Annotated in this window: 21 protein-coding genes; 11 read left to right on the forward strand and 10 right to left on the reverse strand. The window is 65.8% G+C overall.

The genetic code is table 11. The features are described from left to right. Nucleotides 1-6 precede the first annotated feature (6 nt). Nucleotides 7-738 (forward strand): CpaD family pilus assembly protein, encoded by a 732-nt coding sequence (locus EDE08_RS20165; RefSeq protein WP_131870584.1) that lies wholly within the window; start codon nucleotides 7-9, stop codon nucleotides 736-738. Further along, nucleotides 735-2024: a CpaE/TadZ family protein gene (locus EDE08_RS20170; protein ID WP_131870585.1), complete on the forward strand. Its 1290-nt coding sequence runs from the start codon at nucleotides 735-737 to the stop codon at nucleotides 2022-2024. The genes EDE08_RS20165 and EDE08_RS20170 overlap by 4 nt, the downstream gene beginning before the upstream one ends. 34 nt (nucleotides 2025-2058) lie before the next feature. Here the strand turns inward: EDE08_RS20170 and EDE08_RS20175 are convergent, their stop codons facing one another. After that, nucleotides 2059-2829: a tetratricopeptide repeat protein gene (locus tag EDE08_RS20175; RefSeq protein ID WP_131870586.1), complete on the reverse strand. Its 771-nt coding sequence runs from the start codon at nucleotides 2827-2829 to the stop codon at nucleotides 2059-2061. Between the two features lie 79 nt (nucleotides 2830-2908). Beyond that, nucleotides 2909-3154, reverse strand: a complete 246-nt coding sequence (locus EDE08_RS20180) for a PilZ domain-containing protein (protein ID WP_018644993.1) — start codon at nucleotides 3152-3154, stop codon at nucleotides 2909-2911. 230 nt (nucleotides 3155-3384) lie between these two features. On the opposite strand from EDE08_RS20180, the gene EDE08_RS20185 reads away from it, so the two are divergent. From EDE08_RS20185 to EDE08_RS20205, 5 genes are all read left to right on the forward strand, one after another. Further along, nucleotides 3385-4923: a YifB family Mg chelatase-like AAA ATPase gene (locus EDE08_RS20185; protein ID WP_131870587.1), complete on the forward strand. Its 1539-nt coding sequence runs from the start codon at nucleotides 3385-3387 to the stop codon at nucleotides 4921-4923. Between the two features lie 110 nt (nucleotides 4924-5033). After that, complete coding sequence (locus EDE08_RS20190) at nucleotides 5034-5501, forward strand: hypothetical protein (protein ID WP_131870588.1); 468 nt, start codon at nucleotides 5034-5036, stop codon at nucleotides 5499-5501. 126 nt (nucleotides 5502-5627) lie between these two features. Further along, nucleotides 5628-7889, forward strand: a complete 2262-nt coding sequence (locus EDE08_RS20195) for an ATP-binding protein (protein ID WP_165936052.1) — start codon at nucleotides 5628-5630, stop codon at nucleotides 7887-7889. Between the two features lie 62 nt (nucleotides 7890-7951). Beyond that, a complete protein-coding gene (locus tag EDE08_RS20200; protein WP_165936053.1) occupies nucleotides 7952-8581 on the forward strand; it encodes a histidine phosphatase family protein in 630 nt (209 codons plus the stop codon). A gap of 218 nt (nucleotides 8582-8799) precedes the next feature. Beyond that, on the forward strand, nucleotides 8800-9888 hold the full coding sequence (locus tag EDE08_RS20205) for an AI-2E family transporter (protein WP_349627687.1): 1089 nt from the start codon (nucleotides 8800-8802) through the stop codon (nucleotides 9886-9888). Nucleotides 9889-9952: 64 nt separating this feature from the next. Here the strand turns inward: EDE08_RS20205 and EDE08_RS20210 are convergent, their stop codons facing one another. The 8 genes from EDE08_RS20210 to hisB all read right to left on the reverse strand — a co-directional run bounded on the left by EDE08_RS20210 (nucleotide 9953) and on the right by hisB (nucleotide 15256). Continuing rightward, on the reverse strand, nucleotides 9953-10192 hold the full coding sequence (locus EDE08_RS20210; protein ID WP_131870590.1) for a hypothetical protein: 240 nt from the start codon (nucleotides 10190-10192) through the stop codon (nucleotides 9953-9955). Nucleotides 10193-10299: 107 nt separating this feature from the next. Continuing rightward, nucleotides 10300-11256 (reverse strand): type I pantothenate kinase, encoded by a 957-nt coding sequence (gene coaA, locus EDE08_RS20215; RefSeq protein WP_131870591.1) that lies wholly within the window; start codon nucleotides 11254-11256, stop codon nucleotides 10300-10302. A 24-nt stretch (nucleotides 11257-11280) separates the two neighbouring features. Next, the gene (locus tag EDE08_RS20220) at nucleotides 11281-11604 is read right to left on the reverse strand and encodes a phosphoribosyl-ATP diphosphatase (protein ID WP_124162017.1); all 324 of its coding nucleotides are present in this window, start codon (nucleotides 11602-11604) and stop codon (nucleotides 11281-11283) included. Between the two features lie 77 nt (nucleotides 11605-11681). Then, nucleotides 11682-12455: an imidazole glycerol phosphate synthase subunit HisF gene (gene hisF / locus EDE08_RS20225; protein ID WP_131870592.1), complete on the reverse strand. Its 774-nt coding sequence runs from the start codon at nucleotides 12453-12455 to the stop codon at nucleotides 11682-11684. Between the two features lie 10 nt (nucleotides 12456-12465). Next, entirely contained in the window at nucleotides 12466-13200 is a 735-nt protein-coding gene (gene hisA, locus EDE08_RS20230) for a 1-(5-phosphoribosyl)-5-[(5-phosphoribosylamino)methylideneamino]imidazole-4-carboxamide isomerase (RefSeq protein WP_131870593.1), read from the reverse strand. 220 nt (nucleotides 13201-13420) lie between these two features. Continuing rightward, nucleotides 13421-14071: an imidazole glycerol phosphate synthase subunit HisH gene (gene hisH, locus EDE08_RS20235; RefSeq protein WP_131870594.1), complete on the reverse strand. Its 651-nt coding sequence runs from the start codon at nucleotides 14069-14071 to the stop codon at nucleotides 13421-13423. Beyond that, complete coding sequence (locus tag EDE08_RS20240) at nucleotides 14068-14598, reverse strand: DUF2628 domain-containing protein (RefSeq protein ID WP_131870595.1); 531 nt, start codon at nucleotides 14596-14598, stop codon at nucleotides 14068-14070. Before EDE08_RS20240 ends, hisH begins: the two co-directional genes overlap by 4 nt. A gap of 64 nt (nucleotides 14599-14662) precedes the next feature. After that, complete coding sequence (gene hisB / locus EDE08_RS20245) at nucleotides 14663-15256, reverse strand: imidazoleglycerol-phosphate dehydratase HisB (RefSeq protein ID WP_131870596.1); 594 nt, start codon at nucleotides 15254-15256, stop codon at nucleotides 14663-14665. A gap of 198 nt (nucleotides 15257-15454) precedes the next feature. On the opposite strand from hisB, the gene hslV reads away from it, so the two are divergent. The 4 genes from hslV to hslU are packed head-to-tail and all read left to right on the forward strand — an operon-like array spanning nucleotide 15455 to nucleotide 18499. After that, a complete protein-coding gene (hslV, locus tag EDE08_RS20250) occupies nucleotides 15455-16015 on the forward strand; it encodes an ATP-dependent protease subunit HslV (protein ID WP_028180748.1) in 561 nt (186 codons plus the stop codon). Between the two features lie 3 nt (nucleotides 16016-16018). After that, on the forward strand, nucleotides 16019-16501 hold the full coding sequence (locus EDE08_RS20255; protein ID WP_131870597.1) for a GNAT family N-acetyltransferase: 483 nt from the start codon (nucleotides 16019-16021) through the stop codon (nucleotides 16499-16501). After that, nucleotides 16498-17145, forward strand: coding sequence for a DUF2585 domain-containing protein (locus EDE08_RS20260; protein WP_245524830.1), 648 nt, complete (start codon nucleotides 16498-16500; stop codon nucleotides 17143-17145). Before EDE08_RS20255 ends, EDE08_RS20260 begins: the two co-directional genes overlap by 4 nt. 49 nt (nucleotides 17146-17194) lie before the next feature. Beyond that, nucleotides 17195-18499, forward strand: a complete 1305-nt coding sequence (gene hslU / locus EDE08_RS20265; protein WP_131870598.1) for an ATP-dependent protease ATPase subunit HslU — start codon at nucleotides 17195-17197, stop codon at nucleotides 18497-18499. Nucleotides 18500-18543 lie beyond the last annotated feature (44 nt).

The following is an 18543-nucleotide window of genomic DNA, read 5'->3' on the forward strand; positions in this document are numbered from 1 at the left end:
GAAGCGATGACGAAGACGACAGCCGATCGACGTCGCAATCTGGGCGTGGTGCTGGCACTGGCGGGGATCTCCGTCATGCTGGGCGCCTGCAACACCACCGAGATCGTCACCCAGACGGTGCCGACCGATTATCGGCAGCGCCACCCGATCGCGGTGCAGGAAGGCAAGAAGTCGATTGTGATCTTCGTCGGCAAGGCGCGAGGCGGCCTCTCGGCCGCACAGCATTCGGATGTCGCGGGCATCGCGCGGGACTGGGTGCGCGAAGGCACCGGCTCCGTCGTCGTCGACGTGCCTGTCGACAGCGCCAATTCGCGCGCGGCTGCTGCGACCTACCAGGAGATCCGGTCCGTGCTGGCGTCGGGCGGCGTGCCGTCGCGTGCCATCGTCCAGCATCCCTACCGGCCCGAGGATCCCGGGCTGCTGCCCACCATCCGCCTGAGCTATTCGAAGATCGCGGCCGTCGCCGGCCCCTGCGGGCTGTGGCCGGAAGACGTCGGCCCCTCCATCCTCGACCCCGGCTACAACGAGAACCGGCCCTATTTCAATCTGGGCTGCGCCACCCAGCGCAATCTGGCGGCCATGATCGACAACCCGGCCGATCTCGAGCAACCGCGCGCCGAGACGCCGGCCTATACCGCACGGCGCAACATCGCGTTCGAACGCTATCGCAAGGGCACGACGACCGCGACCGCCTATCCCGAATCCGACAAGGCCAAACTCAGCGACACCGGCAAATGACAAGCTTCGACGACGAAGAAGCGGACGATCCGCGGCACCCCGAGGAACACATTGCACCGGTTCCTCGCATTTCCGTGCAGGCTTTTTGCGAGACCGAGCAGACGCTCAAGGCGGTGACCGCGGCGGGCGAGGATCGCCGGCTCGCCAAGGCCCACCTCACCGCCAAGGACGGCGGCCTCGCCGCGGCGATCGAGGTCTATGAATCGATGCCGACGCCGAACGTGATCGTCATCGAGTCCGACGGCACGCGCGACATCCTCGAGGGCCTGGACGACCTCGCCGGCGTCTGCGATCCCGGCACCCGCGTGGTCGTGATCGGCAATCCCAACGACACCGCGCCCTATCGCGAGCTGGTGCGCCGCGGCGTCAACGACTACGTGGTCGGCCCGGTCGAGACACTCGACGTCGTCCGCTCGATCTGCAGCCTGTTCTCGGCGTCCGAGGCCATCATCACCGGCCGCGTCATCGCCGTGGTCGGCGCCAAGGGCGGCGTCGGTGCGTCCACCGTCGCGCACAATGTGGCCTGGACCATCGCCCGGGACCTCGCGCTCGATTCCGTCGTGATCGATCTCGACCTCGCCTTCGGCACGGCGAGCCTCGACTACAACCAGGATCCGGTGCAGGGCATCGCCAATGCGGTGCTGTCGCAGGACCGGCCGGACACGGCGCTGATGGAGCGCCTGCTCGCCAAATGCACCGATCGCCTCAGCCTGCTGGCGGCACCGGCTGCGCTCGACCGCGTCTATGATTTCGGTACCGAAGCCTTCGATGCGGTGTTCGACACGCTGCGCATGACCACGCCCTGCATCGTGCTCGACGTTCCCCATCAATGGTCCGGCTGGACGCGGCGCGCGCTGGTCAACGCCGACGACATCGTGATCGTGGCCGAGCCCGATCTCGCGAACCTGCGCAACACCAAGAACATGCTGACCGTGCTGAAGGCGGCACGCCCCAATGATCGCCCGCCGCTGTACTGCCTCAACCAGGTCGGCATGCACAAGCGCGCGGAGATCGAGGTCAAGGCGTTTGCCAAGACCATGGAGAGCCAGCCGATCGCGGTGATCCCGTTCGATTCGAAACTGTTCTCGACCGCGGCCAATAACGGCCAGATGATCGCGGAGGTCTCCAAGTCCCACCGCACCACCCTTCTGTTCCAGAACATGGCGAACCGCCTCGCCGGCCGCGGCGAGGTGAAGAAGCCGAAGCGCTCGCTGCTCGAGCCTCTCCTGAAGAAGCTGAAGGGCAAGTCGGGGCGCGGGTCAGCCCCGCATCGCAAGGCGTCGTAAAGAGCGGGAATCGCAAAGATCGGAAGAGGGCGGACTATTTGTCCGCCCTTTGCTGCTTCTTCGCCAGCAACTGGCGCAGCGCCGTGACCTTGGCCGCCGCCTGATCGGGCGGCAGATCGGCCTTCACGAGTATTTCGGCTTCGGCCTCGCGGCCTTGCAATCCCAGCACGAGCGCGAGATTGGCACGAACCCGCGGATCGTTCTGATTGCGCTGATAGGCGCGGCCGAGCACCTGTTCGGCCTTCGGCAGATTGTTTTGCAGCACATAGGACAGGCCGAGATTGGACAGCACGGTAGGCTCGTTCGGCACGATCTTCAACGCCGCGGCGTAGTATTGCTGCGCCTCCTCGTTGCGGCCGAGCTGATCGAGCGCCGCGCCCTGCGCCGACAGGATGCGCCAGTCCGGATCCTCAGGCGTATGCGCACGGCTGAGAACGTCGAAGGCCTGCTGGAAATTGCCGCTATCGGCGAGCGCGCGGCCATAGCCGGCGAGCAGCGCCTTGTTGCTGGGATGGCCGAGCACGGCCTGCTCAAGCACCGCGACCGCCTGCGCGCGCTGGCCGGTCTCGCGCAGCGCCTTGCCGTAGGCGAGCGCAACGGAGGGATCGCCGGGCTTGGCGCGATAGCGCTCGCGCAATGCGTCCATGTCCGGTCGGGCGTCGGCCTTGCCGGCCGTTTCCGGTTTGCCACCGAGCGCGCCGGTGACGTCCTCGAGGCCCGTCGTCTGACAGCCGCCGAGACCGAGCACCAGGAGTGCGGGAAACAGGAATCTCGCCGGAGGGACGAGGCACGAACGCTTGGACATACTCTGATCACTCGGCAACTGATCAGAGATGCTGACCCATTAACGCTAAAGTCCCGTTAAGGAGGACGGCCGCTGCGGCCTAATCGACGAATTCGGCGCCGAACTCGCAGCCGATGCGCCAGCGCAGGCGGCATTGGCGGGAATAATCAGGCGCAAAGATGATGGTGAATTGCGGCGGCACTTCCAGGAATTCCGCCACCACTTTCACGCCGCCGTCCGAGATATCCGTGATCGTGCAATCCCGCGGCAGCGAGCCCGCACCAAAATGAATCTTGGCGAGCCGGCTACACACCCGACGTTCGCTTCTCCGGCGATTTGCAAGCATTTGAACTGTTCACCCGTTAGACCACGGCCCATCCCGCAGGCCCAGGAGTAACGGACATTCGTTGGGATGTGCTGAGGACAGAAGGCGGCATTCGAGACGTAGTCTCTAGAGCGTGTTTACGGCTGCTTAGGGCCTGCGCGGGCATCGGCGGGATGTTCCCGTATTGTTCTTGCGGAAACAGCCGCCCTCTGCTACCCCTAATTGCACGAAAGGGGCAGGCTGGTTTGAGCATGGTTCAGCGGGTTTCCACCGTCGCCTTTGAGGGGATCGAGGCCCGTGCGGTCGACGTGCAGGTGCAGGTCGCCCCTGGCCTGCCGGCCTTCGCCATCGTCGGCCTGCCGGACAAGGCGGTGTCGGAGGCGCGGGAGCGGGTGCGCTCGGCGCTGATCGCCTCGGGGCTGGCGCTGCCGGCGCGGCGGATCATCGTCAATCTGGCACCGGCCGACCTCCCGAAGGAAGGCAGCCATTACGACCTGCCGATCGCGCTCGGGCTGATGGCGGCGATCGGCGCGATCCCGCCGGATGCACTGACCGGCTTCACCGTTCTCGGCGAGCTCGGCCTCGACGGCTCGATCGCACCGGTGGCCGGTGTCTTGCCCGCCGCGATCGGCGCCAATGCGCGCGAGGAAGGGCTGATCTGCCCGGCGGCCTGCGGCTCGGAGGCGGCCTGGGCGAGCCCGGACATCCAGATCATCGCGGCGAGTTCGCTGATCCAGATCGCGAACCATTTCAAGGGCACCCAGGTGCTGTCGCGGCCCTCGCCGAAGGTGCACGAGGCGCCCGCCTCCACGCTCGACCTGCGCGACATCAAGGGCCAGGAAAGCGCCAAGCGTGCGCTGGAGATCGCGGCCGCCGGCGGGCATCATTTGCTCATGGTCGGCGCGCCCGGCGCCGGCAAATCGATGCTGGCGGCGCGCCTGCCCTCGATCCTGCCGCCACTGTCGCCGGGCGAGCTGCTCGAGGTATCGATGATCGCCTCCGTCGCCGGCGAGATCGAAGGCGGCGCGCTGACGGCGCGGCGGCCGTTCCGCTCGCCGCATCATTCCGCGAGCATGGCCGCGCTCACCGGCGGCGGCATGCGCGCCAGGCCCGGCGAGATCTCGCTGGCGCATCAGGGCGTGCTGTTCCTCGACGAGCTGCCGGAGTTCGATCCGCGCGTGCTCGATTCGTTGCGCCAGCCGCTGGAGAACGGCGAAGTCGCGGTATCGCGCGCCAATCACCGCGTCACCTACCCTGCCCGCTTCATGCTGGTCGCGGCGATGAATCCCTGCCGCTGCGGCAATGCGTTCGAGCCCGGCTATGCCTGCAAGCGCGGCCGCATCGACCGCTGCACCGGCGACTACCAGGCGCGCATCTCCGGTCCCCTCATGGACCGCATCGATCTGCGCATCGAGGTGCCGGCCGTGACCGCGGCGGACCTGATCCTGCCGCCGCCGGCGGAAGGCTCCGCCGAGGTCGCCGCACGCGTGGCGGCGGCGCGCGACATCCAGCTCGCACGCTATGCGGATGCCGGCCTGCCCAAGGTCCGCACCAATGCCGAGGCGCCCGCCTCCGTGCTGGAGGAGATCGCAAAGCCGGATGCGCAAGGCGCCAAGCTGCTGCGCGATGCCGCCGAGACCATGCGGCTGTCGGCGCGCGGCTATCACCGCGTGCTGCGGGTGGCGCGCACGCTGGCCGACCTCGACAACGCCGACAAGATCGGCCGGCTGCACCTCGCCGAAGCGCTGTCCTACCGCGCACTCGCGGAGGATGTGCGGCAGATGGCGTGATCGCATCGCGCATCAACCCGGCGGTAACGATTTTCCTTTACGCTCTGCAAACCATAAGGCCCGCGCGTTTCGCATTGTGAGTTCCTGACGGGCCCGGCGAGTAGAGTGTCATGTTGCGTTTCAAGATCCTGGCCTCGGTTGTTCCCCTGCTGGCGGCTGCGGTGTTCGCCCGTGCCGAGATCGGATCGGTCTCGCATCCCTGCATCGCACTCGGCGACACGACGGTCGAGCTCACCTCCCTGTTCTGGACTGCCAACGTGCATGTCGCCTTCACCGACGATCCCGCGCGGGCGACGGTGCGGGTCCAGATCACCGATGACGCGGACGCCGCGGACTTCACCGTGGTCGACGACGGTCTCGGCTCCGAGCCGGACTCCTGCGAGCTCACCCCCTCGACACGGCTGATCTCGATCGCCGCACAGCCCGTCGACGGCGGGCCGGTGATCTATCTCTCCAGCGAAGGGCCGGCGGATTACCGCATCTATGTGCGCTCGAAGACGTTCTCGCAGCGCGAGGCGGCGGCGCTGATCGTCGGCGCCCGCGGCGGCCACCGCCAGCTCCAGGCCGCCTCGCTCTGAGCCGTTAACATTCCGTCAACCCTGTCTGAAGGCGGGCCCCCGACCGCAAACTGTTCGCAAGGTCGGCGCGACATCGTGGCAGCCGGCGATCAAAGGTTTCGAGCAAGAGAGTCGGGTCGGGTGGCGATGGGTCGGATGTTCCGGATCAAGGTGCGCATGCGCCGCTTCAGGCGGCAGCACCCCCGCATTGCCTTCGCGATCCGCTCCTTCATGATCTTCTCGGCGACCTTCGGCGGCGCCTATGGTTTCGTATCCGGCAGCCGCTCGGAGAATTCCGCCTACGATCCCCACGCCTTTGCGATCGGCGCGAGCTTCCTGTTCGCGCTCGCCTGCCTCGGCCTTGCGACGCTGAGCATGCGACTGCGCTTCGTGGGCAAGCGGCTGCGCATGCTCGCCGCCCACAATGAGGCCTTGATCGACCGCAATTGGGAGCTGAAGGAAGCGGAAGAACGCGCTCGCAGCCTGTTCGAACAGCAGGGCGACCTCATCGTGCTGCGCGACACGGAAGGCCGCATCACCTTTGCCAACGAGGCCTATTGCGCGCTCGCAGGGCAGGCGCGCGGCGCACTTGTCGGCACGCGCTTCGATTTCGACGTGCTGGAGCAGGGCGACAACGCCCGCGAGAGCAACGGCACGCGCATCCACGACCAGAAGATCGCAACCCCGCTCGGCGCGCGCTGGATCGCCTGGCGCGAGGGCTATGTCCGGCTCGACGCCGGCCAGCCCGCCGAACTGCAGAGCGTGGGCCGCGACGTCACCGACCGCACCGAGACCGAACGCGCGCTGTCCGACGCGCGCGACCAGGCCGACGCCGCCAACCGCGCCAAGTCGCGCTTCCTCGCGATGGCCTCGCACGAGATCCGCACGCCGCTCAACGGCATCATCGGCATGGGCGGCCTCCTGCTCGACACCAATCTGACGCCGGAGCAGGCGACCTATGCCAGGGCGGTGAAGACCTCGGGCGAAGCCTTGATGGCGCTGATCGAGGAATTGCTGGACTATTCCAAGATCGAAGCCGGCAAGCTCGACCTCGATCAACGTCCCTTCGCGCTCTCGACCCTGGTCGAGGAGATCACCGAGCTGCTCGCGCCGCGCGCGCAGGCGAAGACGCTCGAGATTGCTGCCTATGTGGACGAGCGCCTGCCGCTCGAGGTGGTCGGCGACGCCGCACGGCTGCGCCAGGTGCTGCTCAACCTCGCCGGCAACGCCATCAAGTTCACCGCGAGCGGCGGCGTTGCGCTGATCGTCGAGCCCGGCATCTGGCCGAACGAGATCAGCTTCCTGGTCCGCGATACCGGCATCGGCATCGCCGCCGAAGCCCAGCAGCGCATCTTCCGCGAGTTCGAGCAGGCCGACCAGCGCGTTGCCCGCACCTATGGCGGCACCGGGCTCGGCCTTGCCATCAGCGAACGCATCGTCAAGCGCATGGGCGGCCGGATCACGCTCACGAGCGAGCCGGGCAGGGGCTCGACCTTCGAGGTCGCGGTGCCGCTCCCGCCGTCGCAGGCCGGCGCCGGGCAGACTGCATTTCCGAGCCCCGATCTCACCGGCAAGTCGATGCTCCTCGTCGCCGACGGCATCGAGGCCTCGCTGATCGCGCGCCGCCTCGCGCGCTGGGGCGGCCAGACCTGCCTGGTTGCGGATGCGGCGGTCGCCGAAGCGCTGCTGCCGGAACGCTCATGGCACGCGGTGCTGATCGATCGCGCGATCGGCCCTGCCATTGCCGACCATCTGGGTGACGCGGCCCGCGCGCATGCCTCGCAGCGCCTCGTGCTGCTGACGTCGAGCTCACGCCACGAGAAGCTGTCGCCGGCCTTCACCGGCTTCCTGATGAAGCCGCTGCGCGCGGCCTCGCTCGCCGCCCGCCTCGCCCTGACGCCGGAGGTCGCCTCGCCCGATCTCGCGCCGGAGCCGCCGGCCGCATCCACCGGTACGGCGCCGGCGAAGAGCCTGTCGATCCTCGTCGCCGAGGACAACGAGATCAACGCTTTGTTGATGCGCTCGCTGCTGACCAAGCTCGGTCACCGCGTCGTCATCGCCGTCCATGGCGAGGCCGCGCTGGAATCCTGGCTCGCCGCCTCATCCGCGGGCATGCCCTACGATCTCGTACTTATGGACATCCAGATGCCGCAACTCGACGGCATCGAGACGACGAAACGCATCCGCGCGCACGAGGCTGCCACCCGCGGTCGGCACACGCCGATCCTGGCGCTCACCGCCAACACGCTGGCGGAGGATCGCCACGCCTGCTTCGAGGCGGGCATGAACGGATTTCTGATCAAGCCGCTCGACCGGGAGAAGCTTGACGAGGCGCTGGCCGGGCTGGCCGCATCGCGGCATCCGGCGGTCCCGGATCACGGGAACCCGATCCCCGCCGGCGATCGCTAATTGAAATCGAGCGCGTTGCGCGTCACCATCCTCGGGGGCATTTGCAAAAGAGGATTTTGCGCATGAACGTGCTTTGCCGCCTCGCGCTTGTTGCCCTCCTCGCTGGTATCTCCCGATACGCCGCAGCCGATACGCCGGATCTCATCTCGTCGCTCAAGCAAGGCGGTTACGTCCTGATCTTCCGGCACACCGCGACCGACGACAGCCAGAAGGACGTTTACCCGTTCAAGTTCGACGACATGAGCGCCCAGCGTCAGCTCAGCGACAAGGGCAGGGACATGGCGCGCCAGATCGGAACGGCGGTCAGGGAGCAGGCGATCGCGATCGGCGAGGTCTACACCAGCAGGCTGAACCGCGCGGTCGAGGCGGGCAGGCTGATCTCCGGCCGCGAGGTCAAGCCGGTCGATGCGCTTACGGACAGCAGCAATGCCAGCGCGTCGGGAATGGCAAACCCGACCGGTGCCAACGCAAAGGCCGGGCAGGCCGTGCGTCAGCTCGTCGATGCGCCGCCGAAGGCAGGCACCAACACGTTCCTGGTCACCCACAAGACGAACATCGCCGATGCCTTCGGCAAGGAAGCCGGCAACGTGCAGGAGGGCGAAGCCTTCGTCTACAAGGCCAACGGTTCCGGCCCTGCCACCTTCGCGGGGCGCATCAAGCTTGCGGACTGGAACGCGAAAGCAGGCAGATGAGGGGCCTGGCATCCGGCCGGGACTGCTGCCGGTTCGCAGGAAACTCCAGATCTTCTCACGTCCGATCGCGTAACCACGTTCCGATCAACGGTCGGAGCCGCCGGCTGGAAGGCCGGCATTGGGCCGGTTCACGAGCGCATGTTCCTGCGGCGACGCGGCGTAGCGATTGGCCCGGCGCGACTTTCCGCTTCGCCACGTTGTTGTGATACGGACATCCTATGACGAGCGACCGAAAGGCTGGCGACGACGTGAGAACATCAGAAGACCGCTCATTCCTCATCTTGCTTGCCGCGATCTCCGTTGCATTCGGGTGGGTGCTTTGGCCATTCTCCGGCGCATTGTTGTGGGCCATCCTGCTGGCCATCATCTTCGCACCCCTCTATCGGCGCGCCCTGAAAACCCTCCCGGGCAAGCACAACCTTGCCGCATTGTTCACCGTCGTCGTCGTGATCGTCATGGTCCTGATCCCGGTGGCGGTCGTCATCGCTTCGCTCATCGACCAGGGCGGAGAGCTGTATCAGCGCGTTCAGAGCGGAGAGATCAGTTTCGCTCATCCGCTGCAGCAATTGAGATCCGCATTGCCTGGCTGGACTGCTTCGCTGTCAGATCGCCTGGCCCGCATGGATCTTTCGGCCCTGAAGGAACGCCTGTCGGGCCTGGTCGTCCCAGCCGGCCAACAGCTGGCCGGGCATGCGATCAACATCGGCCAGTTGACGTTGGAGTTCGTCGCAAGCCTGCTCGTGATGCTGTACCTGCTGTTCTTCCTGCTGCGCGACGGCGAAGACCTGAGCGCACGCATTCGCGACGCACTCCCGCTGCGCCCGGGCCAGACCGCCGAAATCCTCGATGCGTTCACCCTCGCGGTTCGCGGAACGATCAAGGGGATCGTTCTCGTCGCCCTGATACAGGGGGCGCTTGGCGGGCTCATCTTCTGGCTGCTCGGCTTGACTGCGCCGCTGCTGGCGGGCGCGCTGATGGCGCTGGTATCGCTGCTGCCCGTGCTCGGCTCCGCCCTGATTTGGGTTCCGGCCGCACTTTATCTGCTCGTGTCGGGCGCAGTCACGAAGGGCCTCATTCTGCTCGCGTTCGGTACCTTCGTCATTGGCCTCGCGGACAATTTTCTCCGCCCGATCCTGGTCGGCCAGTCGATCCAGATGCCGAGCTATGTCGTGCTGCTTGCCACCCTGGGCGGCCTTGCGACCTTCGGAGCGAACGGCTTCGTCATCGGCCCGCTCGTCGCCGCGATGTTTCTGACGACGTGGCACATCTTCGTCGCCTCGAAGGCGCAACAGGGGATCCGGAAATGATCGTCATTCCGAGCCCCGAGCGGGCGATGGGCACCGGCCGGACTTATCCGGCCGACCCGGAATGTCATGCGGCATAAGCAATACACCGCGGCGCAGACAGCTTTTCAGGCGGCGCCTGGCTTTCCCGGAAGATGGTGTCTACCTTGGCCGCGCGCTTGCAATGCGGGCACACGAAGAGATGCGCGATGATCGGGGTCGGCTCGTCCGCGAGCAGTTCGGAGCGGAACCACTTCATCTCGACATGGCAGTCGGGACAGATCGGCGCTTCGAGCTGCTCCGCGGCGCTTCTGAGACGATCAACCATTGGTGCCTTTCCCGCCGTTTTCCAAAGGAATAGCGGAATACCGATTGTTGGTCTGCAACAAAAGATACCTATCGCGCAAACCGGCCGGCGCCGTGTTCAGGTCGCCGTCATAGCCGCCTGAGCGCCACGCTCTCCACCGTGTGGTCGGCGCCCTTCTTCAGGATCAGCGTCGCCCGGGGACGGGTCGGCAGGATGTTGTCCTCGAGATTGGCGAGGTTGGTGCGTTCCCAGATCGCGATCGCGGTGGCCGTGGCTTCCTCGTCCGACAGCAGCGCGTAGCGGTTGAAGTAGGATTTTGGATTGGTGAATGCGGTGTCGCGCAGCGCCAGGAAGCGCTTGATGTACCATTGCCGCAGTGCCGTCTCGTCGGCGTCGATGTAGACCGAGAAATCGAAGAAGTCGGAGACGACAGGCACCGCCTTGCCGTCACGCGGCAGCTTGCCGGTCTGCAGCACGTTGACGCCCTCGACGATCAGGATGTCGGGCTGGTCGATCTCGGCCCACTGGTTCGGCACGATGTCGTAGGTCAGATGCGAATAGACCGGCGCGCGCACGTGGCGGCGGCCGGCCTTGATGTCGGAGAGGAAGCTGAGCAGCAGCGGCAGATCATAGCTCTCCGGAAAACCCTTCTTCTGCATCATGCCGTGCCGCTCGAGCACCGCGTTGGGATAGAGGAATCCGTCGGTGGTGATCAGCTCGACCTTCGGCCGCGGCGACCAGCGCGCCAGCAGCGCCTGAAGAACGCGCGCCGTGGTGGATTTCCCGACCGCGACCGATCCGGCGACGCCGATGATGTAGGGGACCTTGCGATCCCTGATGTTGAGGAACTGGCGCTCCGCGTAATACAGGCGCTGCATGGCGTCGACATAGATCGACAACAGCCGCGACAGCGGCAGATAAATGTCCTCGACTTCCTGGAGATCGAGGCGGTCGTGCAGCGAGCGCAGCCGGTCGAATTCACCCGGCTCCAGCGTCATCGGCGTATCGTCGCGGAGGCGCGCCCACTGCTCGCGCGTATAGACGCGATACGGATTATACTGCTGCTCGGGTGCGCGGATATCCATAACGCCGCCTTTCCGTTGCCTCAATCAATCGCTTTTGCGCGAGGCCTTTTCTTCCAACCCTGACATCGAGGTCCGCTTGCCCAGAGCGGCCTCGACCTCTTCCAGCTTTATGCCGCGAGCCTTCAAGAGCACAAGGAAATGATAGAGCAGATCGGCACTTTCAGCGATCAGATGCGCGCGATCGTTTTCGACTGCAGCGATTACGGTTTCGACTGCTTCCTCGCCGAACTTCTTGGCGCAATGCTCGGCGCCCTTGTCGAGGAGCTTGCGGGTATAGGATGCTTCGCCACCGGAGGCCGCGCGGGCGTCGATGGTCTCGGCCAGATCGTGGATCGTGAAACGCGGCATTGGACTCACTCGGAAACACACAGGACCACGGCGGCCATCTCCGTCCGCCAATCTAGCATCGTTACGAACCGGAGTCGTCAGGCATCGAGGCGCATCGGCAGCCCGCGCCGCGCCATGTGCTCCTTGGCTTCGCGGATGGTGAATTCCCCGAAATGGAAGATCGAGGCGGCCAGCACGGCCGTGGCGTGCCCGTCGCGGATACCGTCGACGAGATGGTCGAGATTGCCGACGCCGCCCGAGGCGATCACGGGAACGGGAATACTGTCGGCGATCGCACGGGTCAGCGGAATGTCGAAACCCTGCCTGGTGCCGTCGCGATCCATCGAGGTGAGCAGGATCTCACCGGCGCCGAGCGCGACCACTTCCTGGGCATATTCGATCGCATCGATGCCGGTCGAGTTGCGCCCGCCATGGGTGAAGATCTCCCAGCGGTCGCCGCCGGGGCGCTTGACGCGCTTGGCGTCGATCGCGACCACCACGCACTGCTCGCCGAATTTTTCAGCGGCTTCCTTGACGAACTCGCGCCGCGCCACGGCGGCGCTGTTGATCGAGACCTTGTCGGCACCGGCGCGCAGCAGCGTCTTGATGTCGTTGACCTCACGCACGCCGCCGCCGACGGTCACGGGCATGAAGCAGGCTTCCGCCGTGCGCCGGACCACGTCCAGCATGATGCCGCGGTTCTCATGGGTCGCGGTGATGTCGAGGAAGGTGAGCTCGTCGGCGCCGGCGGCGTCATAGGCGATCGCGGCCTCGACGGGATCGCCGGCATCCCTGAGATCGACGAAGTTGACGCCCTTGACGACTCGGCCGTCCTTGACGTCGAGGCAGGGGATCACGCGCACCTTGAACATCCGATATCTCCTAAGTGCGCGCGCTGCGGATCAAGGCGAGGGCGGCGGCGGGATCGAGCCGGCCGTCGTAGAGCGCGCGGCCGGCGATCGCGCCGGCGAGCTTCCTGGCGCGCGGCGTCAGCATCGCCTTGACGTCCTCGATCGAGGCGAGGCCGCCGGAGGCGATCACGGGGATGGAGATGGCCTCGGCGAGCGCAATGGTCGCTTCCAGATTCAGGCCCTTCAGCAGGCCGTCGCGCGCGATGTCGGTGAAGATGATGGCGGCGACGCCGGCATCCTCGAACCGCTTTGCGATCTCGAGCACCGTGACCTCAGAGGTCTCGGCCCAGCCTTCGACCGCGACCTTGCCGTCGCGGGCGTCGAGGCCCACGGCGACACGGCTGGGAAACTTCTTCGCCGCAGACTTCACCAGTTCGGGGTCGCGCACCGCGGCGGTGCCGATGATGACGCGGGTGATGCCCTTGTCGAGCCAAGCTTCGATGGTCTTGAGATCGCGAATGCCGCCGCCGAGCTGCACCGGGATCTTGATCGTCTTCAGCATCGCCTCGACAGCCTCAGCATTCACCGGCTTGCCGGCGAAGGCGCCGTCGAGGTCGACGACGTGGAGATATTCGAAGCCCTGCTCGGCAAAGCTCTGCGCCTGCGCGGCCGGATTAAGGTTGAACACGGTCGCGCGCGCCATGTCGCCTTGCTCGAGGCGCACGCACTGGCCATTCTTGAGATCGATCGCGGGGAAGAGAATCATGATTGAGCCAGGCTTTTTCCGCGCACGCGGTGCGCTCCCTCCCCCCTTGTGGGGGAGGGTTGGGGAGAGGGGTAGCCGCGGGCACCGCCGTCGGGGCTTACCCCCCTCCCGAATGCTTCGCACATAGCCAAGGCTTCGCCTTGGCGTCCAAGACGGCGGCCAAAGGCCGCCTTTCGCTCCCCCACAAGGGGGGAGGTAACAAGAGAGAGCGAAGCCATCATCACGGTTTCCATCGCAAGAAGTTCGAGATCAGGGCCAGGCCGAAACGCTGGCTCTTCTCGGGGTGGAATTGGGTGCCGATGGCGGTGTCCTTCGCCACGATCGCGGTGACAGGCCCGCCGTAATCGGCGCGCGCGAGCACGTCCGCCTCGCTGGCGGGGTTGAGGTGATAGGAGTGCACGAAATAAGCGTGCTGGCCCTTCGGGCCGAGCGGCAGCTTGTTCAGCACCGGATGCTCCCTGAGCACCTCGAGCGTATTCCAGCCCATGTGCGGGATCTTCAGGCTTTCATCGCGTGGCGAGATCTTCTCGACGTCACCGCCGATCCAGTTCAGGCCTTCGGTGATGACATGTTCCTTGCCGCGGCTCGCCATCAGCTGCATGCCGACGCAGATGCCGAAAAAGGGCCGCGCCTTGACCCGCACCGCCTCGGTGATCGCCTCGACCATGCCGTTGACGGCATCAAGGCCGCGCCGGCAATCGGCAAAGGCGCCGACGCCCGGCAGCACCAGGCGATCGGCGCTGTAAGCCTGGTCCGGATCGCTAGTGACGAAGACCTTTTGCGGGCTCTCCAAGCTGCGCGCGGCGCGCTCGAACGCCTTGGCGGCGGAATGCAGATTGCCGGAACCGTAATCGATGATGGCGACGCTCATCTTGACCCTCCCGGTTCTGGAAACAATCCAATGATGCCGCCGGCCGGAAGCGGCGGCGGGTTCGAAAACGACTGACCCTGCGTGTTGCGGGTCGGCGGCGGACCGCCGCGATCGATGGCCCATTGATCGTTGACGATGCCGTGCTGCTTCTGGCTCCAGCGGTCGAAGAAGCGGCGCTCGGCGGTGTCGCCGTTGTCGGCAACCACCACGTCGAGCTGCCGCCATTTGCCGCGCGACAAGGTCCAGCGGCGCAGGCTCGAGGCTTCGAACCCCATCAGCAGCGCGATGATGAGATTGGCAAAGACGACCGAGCTGCGGCCGACACCGAGGCTGGACAGCCCCGCGCTGAACGCGGCCGTGAAAAGCACCCAGCCGATCAGCGCCAGCCACAGCCGATTCCACAGCAGCCAGAACGGACCGAAGATCATCGCCCAGAAATGGAAGCCGTCGCGCACGAAAACGAACTTGTCGGTCGCGCGCAGATCGGCTCCGCCAGGGAAGGGAGCGTGGACTGTGTAGACAGGCATGGTGATGCCCCGTTCTCTGAATCAATGATACCGCAAGCAGCGCGCCTTGCCGCGGGACGGAATGTCAGCCGCCGAGCGAGCCCTTGGTGGACGGGATTTCGCCCGCCGCCTTCGGATCAATCGCAACGGCGGTGCGCAGCGCCCGCGCCAGGCCCTTGAAGCAGGACTCGGCGATATGGTGGCTGTTATCGCCATATAGTGTCTCGACGTGGAGAGTCACGCCGGCGTTGATGGCGAAGGCCTGGAACCACTCGCGCACCAGCTCGGTGTCGAACTCGCCGATCTTGTCGCGGGGGAAATCGACCTTGAACACCAGGAACGGGCGGCCCGAGATGTCGATCACCACGCGCGAGAGCGTCTCGTCCATGGGCATGTGCACGCCGGCATAGCGGGTGATGCCGGCCATGTTGCCGAGCGCCTGCCTGACCGCCTGGCCGAGCGCGATGCCGGTGTCTTCGGTGGTATGGTGATGGTCAATGTGCAGATCGCCCACCGCCTTGACCGTGAGGTCGATGCGGGAATGGCGGGCGAGGAGATCGAGCATATGGTCGAAAAAGCCGATGCCGGTCGCGACATTGGACACGCCTGATCCATCGAGGTTCACGGAGACCTCGATGTCGGTTTCCTTGGTCTTGCGCTTGATCGTCGCGGTGCGCATTGAGAGCTTTCGCTATGGTTTGCCCGAAAACGGCGGTCTTTTAACAGCCAAATGACGGCTTCGCTACTGCGGGAACGCTCCGGCAGGCCGGCTCTTCCGCCTATGGTGAGCGAAATCTAGGGCCGGAACGGCCCGTTGTGCCCAGGTTGTGCCCTTTGCCCCGACCGCCTAAATCAGGCCGGACAATGAGGATCATCCATGCAGGCTTCCCAAAACAGCTCGCCGGTCTGGCACGGCACCACGATCTTGACGGTCCGCAAGGGCGGCAAGGTGGTGGTCGGCGGTGACGGCCAGGTCTCGATCGGCCAGACCGTGATCAAGTCCAATGCCAGGAAGGTCCGCAAACTCGGCAAGGGCGACGTGATCGGGGGCTTTGCCGGCGCGACCGCCGACGCCTTCACGCTGTTCGAGCGGCTGGAAGCCAAACTCGAGCAATATCCGGGACAGCTGACCCGGGCCGCGGTCGAGCTCGCGAAGGACTGGCGCACCGACCGGTACTTGCGGCGGCTGGAGGCCATGATGATCGTCGCTGATAAGGACGTCTCCCTGGTGCTGACGGGCACCGGCGACGTGCTCGAGCCCGAGGCCGGCGTGATGGCGATCGGCTCCGGCGGCAACTATGCCCTTGCGGCGGCACGAGCCCTGCTCGACACCGACAAGGACGCCGAGACCATCGTCCGCCGCTCCCTCGACATCGCCGCCGACATCTGCGTCTACACCAACCGGAATGTGACGATCGAAAGCCTGGCGACGGGCTAGGCCATGGCGCATGCCTACACCTTCCGCCCGATGACCACGGCCGACATGCCGCTGATCCGGCGGTGGCTGGACGCACCGCATGTCGCCGAATGGTGGCATGATCCGGAGACGCTTGAATTCGTCGGCGGCGACCTCGATCATCCCGACCTCGCGCAGTTCATCGTCAGCAAGGACGGGCGGCCCTTGGCGTATCTGCAGTGCTACCAGCTCGGCGAATGGCACCTCGGCTTCGGTCCGCAGCCGACAGGCACACGCGGCCTCGATCAGTTCATCGGCGAGGCCGACATGCTCGGATGCGGCCACGGCTCCGGTTTCATCCGCACGTTCACCGACGAACTCTTCGCGCGCGGCGTGCCGCGCATCGTGATTGATCCGAGTCCCGCCAACACCCGTGCGATCCGTGCCTATGAAAAGGCCGGCTTCGTGCCGCAGCATGTCATCGTCACGCCCGATGGTCCGGCCCTCCTGATGATCCGCGACCCATGACGTTCGCCGTGACCCCCACCTCCAAGACTCTCACTGCCAAGACCGCATTTCCGCCGCTCGCCTGGGCCGGCATCGCGCTGCTGCTGCTGGCGCTGCAGGCCTCGATCCTGCTCGCGATGGGGCGCGTGCCGATCTGCACCTGCGGCACCATCAAGCTCTGGCACGGGGTGGTGAACAGCTCGGAGAATTCCCAGCAGATCGCCGACTGGTACAGCTTTTCGCACGTGCTGCACGGCTTCCTGTTCTACGGCCTGACCTGGCTGCTGTTCGCACGGCTGCCGTTCCTGCCCTTGTCTTTTCGAAGTTTGTCCTGGCCGGCCCGGCTGATCGTCGCCATGCTGATCGAGGGAGCCTGGGAGATCGTCGAGAACTCACCGTTCATCATCGAGCGCTACCGCGCCGGCACGATCTCGCTGGATTATTACGGCGACAGCATCGTCAATTCGATATCGGACAATCTGGCCATGATCCTGGGGTTCCTGGCCGCACGCGTGCTGCCGGTCACAGCGACCGTCCTGCTCGGCATCGCCTTCGAGATCATGCTGGCGCTTCACATTCGCGACAATCTGACGCTCAACATCCTGATGCTGATCCATCCGATCGAGGCGGTGAAACAATGGCAATCGGGGCCGCCGATCATCTGACCTGAAATGCGGCTTGTCCCGGCCCGCATCTGACCCTAGCTAAGCACACATGACAGACTTCTCTCCCCGCGAAATCGTTTCCGAACTCGACCGTTTCATCGTCGGCCAGGGCGACGCCAAGCGCGCCGTCTCGATCGCGCTGCGCAACCGCTGGCGGCGGCAGCAGCTGTCCGGCTCCTTGCGGGAGGAGGTTCTGCCGAAGAACATCCTGATGATCGGCCCCACCGGCGTCGGCAAGACGGAAATCGCGCGACGGCTCGCCAAGCTCGCGAACGCGCCGTTCCTGAAGGTGGAAGCGACGAAATTCACCGAGGTCGGCTATGTCGGCCGCGACGTCGAGCAGATCGTGCGCGACCTCGTCGAGGTCGCGATCGCCCAGGTGCGAGAGAGGAAGCGCAAGGACGTGCAGGCGCGTGCCCAGCTCGCCGCCGAGGAGCGCGTGCTCGATGCCTTGGTCGGCGCCAATGCGAGCTCGGCGACGCGCGAGTCCTTCCGCAAGAAGCTGCGTGCCGGCGAGCTCAACGACAAGGAGATCGAGATCGAGACGCAGTCGTCCGGCGGCGGCATGCCGATGTTCGAGATCCCGGGCATGCCGGGCGCGCAGATGGGCGCGATCTCGCTCGGCGACATTTTCGGCAAGTTGGGAGGCCGCAGTAAGACGCGGCGGCTCACGGTGGAGAGCTCGCACGAGATCCTCGTCAACGAGGAGTCCGACAAGCTGCTGGACACCGAGCAGCTGACGCTGGAGGCGATCAGCGCGGTCGAGAACAACGGCATCGTGTTCCTGGACGAGATCGACAAGATCTGCGCGCGCGACGGCCGCGTCGGCGGCGACGTCTCGCGCGAGGGCGTGCAGCGCGATCTGTTGCCGCTGATCGAAGGCACCACGGTCTCGACCAAGCACGGCGCGGTCAAGACCGACCACATCCTGTTCATCGCCTCGGGCGCGTTCCACGTCGCCAAGCCGTCCGACCTGCTGCCGGAATTGCAGGGCCGCCTGCCGATCCGCGTCGAGCTGCAGGCGCTGACCCGCGACGACATGCGGCGCATCCTGACCGAGCCCGAGGCCTCGCTGATCAAGCAATATGTCGCGCTGATGCAGACCGAGGGCGTGACGCTCGACATCACCGACGGCGCAATCGACGCGCTCGCCGACGTCGCGGTGGCCGTCAACTCCACGGTCGAGAACATCGGCGCACGCCGGCTCCAGACCGTAATGGAGCGGGTGCTGGACGAGATCTCCTTCACCGCCCCCGACCGCAGCGGCGAGACGATCAAGGTGGATGCGGATTTCGTGCAGAAGCACGTCGGAGACCTCGCCAAGAACGCGGATTTGAGCCGGTTTATTTTGTGATTGAAAAGCCCGACACTTCGGTCGGGCCTTTCTGCGCTACTGAC

This window comes from Bradyrhizobium sp. R2.2-H, from assembly GCF_004346455.1.
Classification (GTDB): domain Bacteria; phylum Pseudomonadota; class Alphaproteobacteria; order Rhizobiales; family Xanthobacteraceae; genus Bradyrhizobium; species Bradyrhizobium diversitatis.